This is a genomic window from Methanocalculus taiwanensis, assembly GCF_024372745.1.
In the GTDB taxonomy this organism is placed as follows: Archaea; Halobacteriota; Methanomicrobia; order Methanomicrobiales; family Methanocorpusculaceae; genus Methanocalculus; species Methanocalculus taiwanensis.
Map to the genome: position 1 here is coordinate 37,919 of NZ_VOTZ01000019.1, position 11,629 is coordinate 49,547.

The following is an 11,629-nucleotide window of genomic DNA, read 5'->3' on the forward strand; positions in this document are numbered from 1 at the left end:
TTGAGACGTTTGCCGTTCCCATGAAATCCATGGAACCGGATAGTACACTACCCAATCAAAGCTCTGAAATTTTCCCGACATAGTAGTAAGCGATTATTGCGGCATCGGCACCATTCACTCTGCCATCTTTGTTGAAATCTGCTGCTAAATCTGGTTTGATTTGTTCTAATGCCATCCATGCGACTTTTGATACATCTCCTATATCAACATGCCCGTTTCCATTGAAATCACCTTGGATATTAACGATAACTCTGTCTATCTGGGTGTCAGTGTTAATTCCGCCATCATTCTTCGCGGTGAGCCTGATGGAGTAGTTTCCTGGTTCGAAGAAGGTGTATTGGGGGTTTTTCAACTGTGAGAAGGTTCTCCAGCCGATACCTGTATTGTATTCCCATCTGAATGCGTCGGGATTTTTGGTTGACATATCGGTAAAATTAACGGTAAGGGGAGCATTTCCCTTGTGCGGTGCGGTTATGAAGGTGGCATTGGGTGGGGATGGGAGAAAATCTCCTTTGGAATAATCATGTGTTCTATAAGGAGATCTATTATAATCTATTTGAATATTATCCTGGCTCATTATAACTACATCCCGCAACTCATAAGGCCCGTCAATACCCTGTAATCCGATTACCCGTCCACTGAATAAAAGGGGTGCTATATTTTCTCCCATGTAGAATTCTCCTTCATAAAATGCAGTGGTGATGTGCCCGGAATATCCATACAGTGCTGCTGAGACTTTGTATCTTCCAGCGTGTGTCACTGACAGTCCGGTATCAATTCTCAAGAAATCCAAGGTTCCGTCCCCATCTGAATCAATAGCGAAATCGGCATATGTATCTGTTAGGGAGATCTGGGCTCCTTCGAATTGGGAGGGGGTGTAGCTCTCAGTTAAATGGGCATATGCCCTATTGTCAAGGATAAATGCTTCCCTTCCCCCGGACTCTGACAGGATTACATTGAGTATATATGGTCCATTTCTTTCAGATTGATGGATCTCTGTCCCGTTAAATTGTAAAGTAACTTCGAAAATGCCGTTGGTGGCAAGAGGGATCCGTTGCGATGAGGATGCTATGAAGGTACCCTCTTCATCAGTGAGGTTTCCATATAGCGTATATGTTCCCGGATAGTCAACGCCCAATGTCACATCAACGATAAGAAGATTGTATAATCCATTCCCGTTTGTATCGAGACCATTATCTACAAAATGAAGGAATCCAGAGTCATCGGTCTCTTCTGAGAGGAGTATTGTCTGATCGAGAGAGGGTATGGTTACACGTTCACTACTATATGTTGATGGGACAGTTGAATCTGCCTGCTCTTTGGCCATCCTCCCTCCATCTGACCAGTCTTTGGTATAATCATACCTGGGTACAAAGCCTTCGACACGGCCGAGAGCCCGGTTCTCCTCCCGGTAGCAGAGATACTCTTCGTCTCCATACGTGATGTAATTTTGATCAAAATGAGTACGGAAATTGTATGTGTCTGTATGGTTGATGTCGGTTTGGGATCCCCGGGGTTCCCATTCTGTCGTCAGTGTTCCATTTTCAAAAGCATCAGGTAGATTGTCGTTTGATGTCTGATAGTATGATCGGCCATCTGCTCTATAATTATATCGTAATGATGAGTTATTGTAATCAGAGTCATGCAATCCTGAAAATATTCCCGATTCACGTGTAAGCCGTATTGTTTCATGATGGAGTTCATGGAAGACTGTTGCTGTTGCCCCTGTTATTCCAACTGTCCCACCGATGGTCTCCCCATCAGGTTCGAGAGCGGTGTTGAGGGTGATTGTATTCCATAGTGTCGGAGCTGCCGGACCAAGGGCGATGATTCCTGTTGATGAATTATAATAACCTGCGCTGCCAGTGCCTGGATCATAGGTTGTCAGATTGATCTTCTCGATAGAACCCTCCCTTTTCCAGTAATGGTACCAGTTTGGCTCGTTAGTTAGAATGGATGGATCCTTTCTCCAGTTTAGCGGGGATGCATAGGGATTTGTCTTCCAGTCAGATGGACCTCCCATTGGGAAGAACACTTTGAAATCAATATCTTTCTGATCGAGAAGGTATGGGTCGTTTTCGCCATTTTGTTTGCCAAAGAGCTTCACTTGTAACTGTTTATTGCCATATTCTCCGTATTGCCATGTTTTTCCCTGAGAATAATTCAGGTTTGTTTTTCCTCCGAGTCTTTCTTCAGGACGTGATGATGCTTCTGTGCCGTTCAAAAAATCCCACTCCAGACCGCAGATCTCATATCCGGGCACTTCAGCGATAACGGCAGAGAATATTGTCTTTGTTTCCGGTCCCGTAACTGGTATTTTAGGGGAGTAGTTTAGATGCAGTATGACTGGTATTGTGGTGAACATCTGGATTCGGGAATTGTCGCTGTCAACCACATAGACTTTGCTCCCCTCCCCATACACAGCGACACTTCTTGGTCTGAGAAACTCTCCATCAGCTGTACCGTACCTTCCCCATGCTGTGATGAATCTGCCATTACTGCTGAATTTTTGTATACGGTCGTTTTGGAGATCTGCCACATAAACGCCACCCGTATCATCAACTGCAATCCCCCAAGGCCAGTATAATTGCCCTTCTTCCGAACCCTGTGTCCCCCAGGATGTAATATAGGTGCCATTGTCTGTGAATTTCTGGATGCGATGGTTTTGGTTGTCTGCTACATATATATTGCCGGATATATCGACTGTGATTCCGGTAGGTGCTGAAAACTGGCCCTCACCCGAACCATGAGATCCCCAGCTGGTGATGTAGGTGCCGCCACCTGTAAACTTCTGTACGCGATGGTTATTTTCATCTGTTACATAGACAACTCCTGAACTACTATCAACGGCGACATCATGTGGATAGATGAACTGCCCCGGTTTTTCTCCATATCCTCCCCAATTTGTTATAAATATCCCTGTGCGTGAGAATTTCCATACCCGGTGATTGGATGAATCGGTCAGGTAGACATTCCCGAAAGCGTCACATGCAATCCCCTTTGGAGTAAATAATTTTCCGGTTTCAGGATCCCTTGTTTTCCATGTGGTGATAAATCGGCCTGTGCTATCGAAGATCTGGACGCGGTTATTTCTGCTCTCTGTTACAAGGACGTTTCCAGCAGTGTCAAGTGTAGCATACACCGGTGTTCTAAACTCCCCTTCCCCTTCCCCAAAAGTACCCCACTTTGTCACATAACTATAGTTTTCAATAGCCTGCACTCCTGAAGCAAGAAAGGAGAATATGATCAGGAGAAAGAGGATCATCCTTATTGCCTGGTTATTTCGTCTTCCTATCATCGTTTCCACCACCGTTCATGGCAACACCGCAGGATATACGACTTTATTGCACCGGTAAAATCCTGTTTGGCGATATCCGCTTCCCTGTCATACTGGTATTTCAGAAAAAAAACGAAATGGGGTGATTCAGTAACCAGATTGTGAGATACTGACATGATGAGTGGGGAGCATTCTTCCCATCATTATCCGTCTAATATCTCTTTTTATATAAAAAACTATTGTTGGTTTCCGACCCTCTCCACTCACGTGAGTTCAGAGCTCACTGATCTTTCCTACATAATAGTAGGCGATTTTGGCAGCATCTTCGCTACCGACTCTGTTCTCTCCGTCAAAGTCCGCCTCAAAATCTTCTTCAATGAGGCCTGCTGCCATCCATGCAACCTTTGAAACGTCCCCGATATCTATCCTCTGATTGCCGTTAAAGTCGGCACGCTGATGAATAATCAATATTGCATTCTCTATTCTGCCAAATTCAACCGCGAAATGAGGTCGGCTCCAGGCAGCATCAAGAATCTCGATCCTGCTTTCCCCGGGAACGGCCCTGGCACGAACCATGATTTCCAGGATCTGAAGAGGTGTTGCGCCGGCAGTAAAAGTGCTGGTATTTCCGATAAGGATAATCATGGCACTTCCCGTTTCATCATTGATTGTGCTCTCAATGATTACTCCTTTGGAGACTGAGTTGTTAACCATGATACTGATAATTCGTGCGTACTCGGGACTGATCGTTACATTCAGGGATATTCTACCGGCATCGGTGATATTAGTGATCTGAATTGGAATTGTGTTGTTCATACCGGTAGCAAGGTTGAGTGTTCCTGCACGGATTCCCATATCGGATCTTGGTTGAAGAGCAACGATATGATCCTTCTTTTGTGTTCGGTTTGATCCGATTCCATTCTTCGCCTCAAGTTCAACTGTGTAGATACCAGGTATTGTGTAGATGTGTGTGGGGTTTTGATCGGTTGATGTCGCCTGATCCCCAAAATCCCAGAGCCAGGATGTAGGGTATTCTGTTGATGTGTCGGTGTACGCGATAGTGAGTGGTACCATGCCGATCGTTCGATCTTCGGTGAAGTTTGCAATTGGGGCGGTAGTTGGAGCAGACGTTTCTCTATCATGGATATAGATGGATTTGGGATATGATGACCCACCTGGAATGAGATTGGATGCTCTCCCCTCAAAGGCTATGTACCTGCCATCTTCAGAAATCACAGCATTTTCAGTGGTGCCATCTGCGGGTGTTCCATCATATGCAACAGAGATGAGCGTGGTGCTCTCTGTTTCGATCTCGTAGAGGAAGATGCGTTTCATGTAGGATTCTGGAGGTAATCCGGTGACAAGATTTGTTGACTCAGAATCATATGTAATATATCTGCCATCTCCGGAGATGGAGGGATTATGTGACCAGTAGTTGCCGGGTGCTCCATTTGGATCTTTTGATACGCGGGTGGTTGTAGTATGTTCTCTGTCATGTACAAAGATATCCGGAAGCTCACCATACCCCTTTGATTCTGCCCCTGATTCAAAATTCTTTGATTTTGATGTAAATGTGATAAACCTTCCATCATCAGATATTGAAGGCGAGGATGATTCGCCATCCCCTTCGGTCCCATTTGATGCAATCGAGACTCTTGAAGTGATTTTTGCACCTTTCAAATGCACAAAGATATCAGCCAGTCCATTCGTATCATTCGGCACAAGATTGTTTGCAGAGGAGTCAAATGCAATGATGCCGCCTTTATCCGCAGTTGAAGGGTTTAACGACTGTCCGAGTCCTGCCTGCCCGCTTGAGCTGACTGAAACCCGCGTGGTGGTGCTCGAGTTTATATCATGTATATAAACATAGGTATACCCTGCGTGGCCTGTCGGCTCACCAAAGTCATCCATTGATTCAAATGCTATGTAATGACCATCCAAAGAGATAGATGGATTCCGTCCGCCCCATCCTTCTGTACCATCTGTTGCTACGGAGACACGGGTAATATTTGCGTTATTCCTGTCATATACAAAGATATCAGTCCTGCCGTTTGTATCATTCAGCACAAGGTTGTTTGCATTTGACTGAAATGCTATATATCGCCCATCTGATGAGATTACAGGTTTTGTGGAGTCTCCGTTTGCTTGTGTTCCATTTATAGCAGTGGATACAAGAGTTGTGGTTCCTGCTATTCTATCCCGCACGAATATATTCTGAAGCCAGGTTGGCGGGTCCATTCCCTGCACGAGGTTTGATGAACTTGATGAAAAGGTCACAAACCTGCCATCCGATGAAATGTCCCCCAGAAATGAATCTGAATTTCCTGGATTACCGTCTGTTGCGACTGAAACGAGGATATTACTTCCTCTGCTGAATGAATCAGCCATGACTCCTGTTCCAGAACAGAAGCAGAGAAGAAGAAATCCAATTAGTATGATTTTCCGGTTTCTGTACAGTGCTTTTGTCATCTCTCTCCTCCAAAATTTTAAAAAAAATTAACTGTTTGGACATCCATTTTATGGTTCCATCCAGCTTTAAATGGAGTATAATCTGTTATTATTAATATCTATCTCTTGAGCAATTTATTGCTCAATTAATGTTAAATATAAAATTGTATTTTCTCTAATCTTTTCAGATGTTGAATTGTAATGTGTCAATCTCCATAATTATGAGGATTGTTTTTGACTCGGGGTTATTGATACTCGGGGTCCGATCTATTAGCTCTATTCAGGGGATGCGGGATGCGCCTGCTAAGTGATTTCCGTGTAGTACCTCAAACCCTGCCTGATGATTTGGCTTCTATATTCGATACTACTCTCAGAGCACCTGGTTCTTCCCCACATAATAATATGCAATCCGGGCTGCGTCTGCCGCATCAACCCCTCCATCACTATTGAAATCAGCTGCCGGATCCGGATCAATAAGCCCGGCTGCCATCCAGGCAACCTTTGCGACATCCCCGATATCGATCCGATCGTTTTGGTTTAAATCACCTCTGAGCAGTCGGGCATCAAGGTCGATTTGGTAGCTTTCTCCGCTTACGAAGGGGATAGTGTTATTTGCCGGAATATCATTCACCAGAAATGTGATCATCTTCCCCAGGTCATCCCCTTCCCCCTGGATGACGATCCGCTCATCAAAGGCTCCTGTCCCACCGAATATCCCGGATGTTCTGATTATGATCCTGCCACGTTCCAGATTGTCTATGTACGCAACGACGATTGTCCCGGCAGGAGCCGGTTCACCGTTGATGGTGACGGTGCCGGATATCTCGCAGGGAAGGAGCGGGATGGATGATGCCAATGCTACAGGTATTATGGCTCCAATTGCGATGCCCATCAATAGAATGGTTGTAAAAACTGCCTTTGAGTTGTTTTTTATCGGCATCATGGCTGCCCCTGTTTGTTTCTGTTTATTATATTTATGTTTGTTTTACGTTTTATCGGTCGTTCAGCAGACAGTCGAGATGGCCTCAACAATATAAAATAGTAATAAACCCAAAGAAAGAAAGGCTTTTTGGCTAAAGGCAGTCTTTTGAGACCGGATGCCTCCTGAAAATGTCAATTCCTGTTTGTATAATGATCTTATGAATTGCTGCTCTTCCCCACAGAATAACATACATTCAGGGTGGCATCGAATGCACCCACTTAGCCATTACCATTGAAATCTGTCCGGATCAGGATCGATCAGGTGGCACCTCCCCGGACCACGTCTACAGTCCGCTGGTAGTGGTCAGGTCTACATGGTAATTCGTGATGATCAGCTCGTTGATTACACCCCTCCCAGCACCATTTGAATTGATCATCCGTGTTGCAGGTACGCGTTTGATGGTGAAGCCGGAATAGAGATCATCAAAGAAGCAGTCATCGGGATCGGTGTTTTTGGGATCTGAATTGGAGAGCATGACTTTTGCTCCCTTTGCATCAAGTTCCCGGAAGAACTCAGCGAGACGAACCTGATCGCCTTCGTCAAACCCATCCTTTGCATATGAGGTGAATACGGCAGTCTTCTCGTTGAGTGGGCGGTAGGGGGGATCAAAATAGACAAACGTCTTATCATCCACAACATCCCGGCAGCAGGTGAAGTCTCCCTGCCTGATTGTGGTGTCCGCAAGGAGTTTTGCGACATTCCTCAGGTTCTCTGCATTCAGGATATCCGGGTTTTTGTACTTCCCAAAGGGAACATTGAACCCGCCTTTCTGGTTCACCCGGAACAGCCCGTTGAAACAGGTGCGGTTTAAAAAGATAATCCATGCCGCACGAGTGATCCAGTCCCGGTTGTATCCTTCACATGATATCAGAGAGAGCTGCCTGTTGAAGCTCTCCCTGATCTCGTAATAAAAGGCTTTTCTCCCCTCCTCGTCACGTTTGAAAAACTCAGATCGAAGGTGTTCCAGTTCTCCGATCAACGCCTCGGCATCCTTCTGAATAACGGTGTAACAGAGGATCAGCTCGCAGTTGATGTCGTAGAGATATGACTGTTCTATGGTATGATGTTCATGCAGGGCAAAGAAGAGCGCCCCTCCGCCAATGAAAGGCTCGACATAACTGGTGATCTCCCCGTGGGCAATCCCTGGCGGGAGGCGGCCGATGAGTTCGGGCAGAAGTTGTGTTTTGCCGCCCGCCCATTTAAGAAACGGGTGCGCCTGTCCGGGTGTTCGTTTTGGCCTGGGCATAGTTAGAGTGTCTCCTTGGTGGCTGTTCCTGCTTCTTTGGTATCTATGTGTACTATGAACAAAAAAATCCGCCAGATTGAGTCAGGGGCTCCAGCCTGATACTCCAAAGGATGGCGGAATCTGGCGCCAGCACCCGTCATGGAGCCTGTAAAGAGGGGGATGTGGTATTATTCGATTGGTTTACCCTTCGATCCGGAGGAACCGGTATAGCGGCTCGATCCCCGGTTCTTCCCCGAGGAAGTCTGTCAATAGCACCATGCCGTCTGCCATATTGCCTCTCTCAAGAACTGTTCTTCGGTATGCCATTCCGGTTGTCCGGCTGGTCATGCCGTCCTCTTTGAAGCGCTCTACGATATTCATCGCATACACTTTTGACCAGAGGTACCCGTAGTACCCGGCATCATATCCGCCCATCAGGTGGGAGAAGCTGGCAGGCTGTTGTGTCCCCTCGATTGCGGGCATCCCCCGCAGCTCTTCATGCAGCTCCCTGTAAATCAGGACAGTGTCAACGGGCCCGTCTGTCGTGTGATAGATCATATCCTGGAGTGAACCGAGGAGTAATGAGGAGTAGGTATATCCCTTCCCGAAATCTTCCGAGGCGATCACCCGGTCCCGAAGATCCGGTGGGATCTTTTGTTCCGGATCTGTATAATGGCCGGAGATCGATTCCATGATGGCAGGGTCATATATCCACTCTTCGAATGCCTGGGATGGGGTTTCCACAAAGTCCCACTCGACCTCGAACCCTGAGAGAATGCCATATGGTGCACGGGTGAGAAGGTTGTGGGTGGCATGCCCCATCTCATGGAACAAGGTCCAGACTTCATCTATTGTTAACAGGGTAGGCTTGCCAACCTGTGGGGTGTTAAAGTTTCCGACTATCACCGCAGAAGGTTGTGCATACCCTTCTTCAGTCATCCGTCCGCTTTCAAGGCCATGAATGACGAAATGATTGTACTTTCCTTCGCGTGGATAGAGATCAAGATAGAGGTGTGCAATTGTTGTCCCATCTGCCTCATCGCTGATTTTGAAGAGCCGGACATCGGGATGCCATACGACTGGATTATCGACTTCCTCAATTATTATCCCATAGAGGGATTCATAGATTTCAAACAATCCATCCAGTACCCGATCAAGGGGGAAGTACTCTTTCACCTCATCCGTGCTGTACCCGTACTCTTCGGTTTTGTAGATCTCGGTGAGATACATAATATCCCATGGATCGAGTGATTCTGCTCCGGGTTCATTCCGCTGTTTGATTGAGAGAAGGGTGGCAAATTCAGCCTCCCTCTTCTCCCGGAGGGGATCTTTCAGATCGTTAAGGAATGCCATTACTGAATCCGCATCCCCTGCCATCCGGCCATCGATCTGGTAGTCAGCCCAGGTATCATATCCGAGTTCACGGCCAACCTTCTGGCGAAGCTGGATGGCTTCTTCAAGAAGCGGGATGTTCTTGTCTCCCTGCATGGCATTGTTAGCAGCAAGCATCCGCTTCCGGGTTTCACTCAGATCCGCATAGCTCATGACTGCGATATAATCGGGATAGCTTGTCGTGACGATACAGGCTCCTGTTTCTGTCCTGCCAAAACCCGCAAGGGTGGATGGGGGGAGTCCGCGGAGCTCTTCCTCTGAGAAGATCAGGGTTGTGTTATCACTGTTGAGGTTAGCGTTGTACTCTGCCTCAAGTGCAGCAATCCGGTTCTTCATCCTGATGACCTCCTCAAGCTGATCATCGTCGAGGTGGAGCCCCTGCTTCTCAAATCTTCTCACAATAACATCACGGAGACGTTTTTCATCCGCTGTCCGGGGCAGCTGATCAGCCAGAGCATCATAGAGATCCCGCCGGGCATAGGTCTCTGTTGTGAATACCGAAAGGGCTTCATCGGCGGCCATCCCCTCCTCCCGGACGGTTGGATCGGGATGGACATACCCCATCACCAGCATGGGGTGGACGAGATCCGTATAATCGGTGAAGATGGTATCAAAAGCAAGGAAGGTATTCTCAAATGTCCGCTTATCTGCCGGTATATCTGCGATTGCATCGAATCCGGCTCGTGCCTTGTTTTCTGCCTCTGCATAGAGGAGGGTTATTTCGCCCGGGGCATACTCTGCCTGTATCGGCTGTTCTGTCCCAGTGGCCGGGTTCTGGTTTTGTTCTTCACTGAGGCATCCCGCTGCTCCGATGAGTGCACTGAGGATCAGGAGGAGAGAGATAGTGAAGATGAGTTTTCTGGGTGATGATATAGTACTCATGGTATTCATTCCGAATTTTTAACCCTAAAGAGATATTTTGCAGAAGAGGAGAAAATATGTTCTGATACCGATTGTTCATTGAGAGTTTTCACCTGTCTCCCGCACACTACCCTCTCTTCCCTCTCCGGGAATGAAGATCAGGACGATTTCTTGATTTGGATGATTGATTGATGGATTTGATCAAAATGAGAAACCCTATCTCTTCATGCAACAGAGGTATACAGTATGTTGGAACGTATATCGGAACGTGAGCGCAAGGATCTCGGCATTGCCTGGCTTGCGCTTGCCCTGGCGTTCACCCTTGCGCTTGTCGGCGGATTTTCGGCAACCGGCGTGCATCTTGGAACTGCCGCCCTCTTTTTCCTCCTCTCGCTGATAACGGTCGGGGTGGGCTTTGTGCTTCATGAGCTTGCCCATAAGTTCACAGCGATGCGGTATGGGTACTGGGCAGAATTTCAGAAAGATAACCAGATGCTCCTTGTTGCAGTAGCAATTGCCGCCCTCGTCGGGGTTGTCTTTGCGGCACCCGGCGCCACGATGATCTATGGTCCGACCCTCTCAAAGAGGGAGAACGGGTTGATCTCGGTTGCCGGCCCGGTAACAAACCTCCTCCTCGCAATCCCCTTTGGTCTGCTCTTTATAGCGGGAACAATGTTTGGTCTCGGCTGGTTTGTGATGCTTGTCGGCGCTGTCGGCGTCAAGATCAACGCGATGCTCGCCGCCTTCAATATGCTCCCGTTCGGACCACTTGACGGGAAGAAGGTACTTGCATGGAACCCGTTAATCTTTATTGTGGTAATCGCAGTTTCGTTTGCACTGCTCTTTGGGGCGCTGTTTTACCTGTGATTGTTGGGGGATGTGGGAATTGCTCCCCCTTCTTTATTTTATTTAATCTCTAAATGCAGGGTTTTTAAGTCCCCTATCTCATGAGTGATAACGTCCCATACAATAATCCAGTTGATTGAAAAATACCCGTGAATGATCTTATCCCGTATCCCACCAATCTCTTTCCAGGGAATGTTATCATGGGCGCTCTTCATCTCTGGAGAGATATTCTTTGACGCTTCGCCAATGATTTCTAAGGCACGGGATACGATATGTTGAAGATCCTCATCTGAATAAAGGTCATCAATGGTTTGATTTTCACATTTCTTCTGGATGTAGTCAATCTCATGAATAATATGGCTGATATAAAAAGGTATCTGTCTTCAAATCCAGATCACCTCATCAATAACTACCGGTCGGATTCTGGAATCGAGTGCATGTTCTGCGATAAGTTCGACGTTTTTACCGAAAATTGTATTCGCCGATCCAAATTGATCCCCTAACGCCGATCCGAACTGATCCCCCCTTTAAATACTCACTCTTGGATAATCATATTTAATGATTATGCTTTCTTCTCTCTTCGGTAACTCTTCCCGTT

At 46.9% G+C, this 11,629-nt stretch carries 7 protein-coding genes; 1 reads left to right on the forward strand and 6 read right to left on the reverse strand.

Features of this window, described 5'->3' with window-relative positions:
* Positions 1-55: 55 nt before the first annotated feature.
* The 5 genes from FTO68_RS08965 to FTO68_RS08985 all read right to left on the reverse strand — a co-directional run bounded on the left by FTO68_RS08965 (position 56) and on the right by FTO68_RS08985 (position 10,206).
* Positions 56-3,220, reverse strand: coding sequence for a PKD domain-containing protein (locus tag FTO68_RS08965; RefSeq protein ID WP_255333059.1), 3,165 nt, complete (start codon positions 3,218-3,220; stop codon positions 56-58).
* A gap of 330 nt (positions 3,221-3,550) precedes the next feature.
* Complete coding sequence (locus FTO68_RS11885; RefSeq protein ID WP_304364236.1) at positions 3,551-5,746, reverse strand: PKD domain-containing protein; 2,196 nt, start codon at positions 5,744-5,746, stop codon at positions 3,551-3,553.
* Between the two features lie 349 nt (positions 5,747-6,095).
* The gene (locus FTO68_RS08975; RefSeq protein ID WP_255333060.1) at positions 6,096-6,668 is read right to left on the reverse strand and encodes a hypothetical protein; all 573 of its coding nucleotides are present in this window, start codon (positions 6,666-6,668) and stop codon (positions 6,096-6,098) included.
* Positions 6,669-6,990: 322 nt separating this feature from the next.
* A complete protein-coding gene (locus tag FTO68_RS08980) occupies positions 6,991-7,953 on the reverse strand; it encodes a DNA adenine methylase (RefSeq protein ID WP_255333061.1) in 963 nt (320 codons plus the stop codon).
* Positions 7,954-8,133: 180 nt separating this feature from the next.
* Positions 8,134-10,206 (reverse strand): M3 family metallopeptidase, encoded by a 2,073-nt coding sequence (locus FTO68_RS08985; protein WP_255333062.1) that lies wholly within the window; start codon positions 10,204-10,206, stop codon positions 8,134-8,136.
* 225 nt (positions 10,207-10,431) lie between these two features.
* Between FTO68_RS08985 and FTO68_RS08990 the strand changes: the two genes are divergently transcribed.
* On the forward strand, positions 10,432-11,052 hold the full coding sequence (locus FTO68_RS08990; RefSeq protein ID WP_255333063.1) for a zinc metalloprotease: 621 nt from the start codon (positions 10,432-10,434) through the stop codon (positions 11,050-11,052).
* Positions 11,053-11,090: 38 nt separating this feature from the next.
* On the opposite strand, the gene FTO68_RS08995 is transcribed toward FTO68_RS08990, so the two are convergent.
* Complete coding sequence (locus tag FTO68_RS08995; RefSeq protein ID WP_368659891.1) at positions 11,091-11,408, reverse strand: HepT-like ribonuclease domain-containing protein; 318 nt, start codon at positions 11,406-11,408, stop codon at positions 11,091-11,093.
* Positions 11,409-11,629 lie beyond the last annotated feature (221 nt).

Excerpts from the sequence above, each read along its gene's own strand:
- FTO68_RS08985 (WP_255333062.1), bottom strand. The coding sequence starts at position 10,206 with ATGAGTACTATATCATCACCCAGAAAACTCATCTTCACTATCTCTCTC.
- FTO68_RS11885 (WP_304364236.1), bottom strand. The coding sequence starts at position 5,746 with ATGACAAAAGCACTGTACAGAAACCGGAAAATCATACTAATTGGATTT.
- FTO68_RS08990 (WP_255333063.1), top strand. The coding sequence starts at position 10,432 with ATGTTGGAACGTATATCGGAACGTGAGCGCAAGGATCTCGGCATTGCC.
- FTO68_RS08980 (WP_255333061.1), bottom strand. The coding sequence starts at position 7,953 with ATGCCCAGGCCAAAACGAACACCCGGACAGGCGCACCCGTTTCTTAAA.
- FTO68_RS08975 (WP_255333060.1), bottom strand. The coding sequence starts at position 6,668 with ATGATGCCGATAAAAAACAACTCAAAGGCAGTTTTTACAACCATTCTA.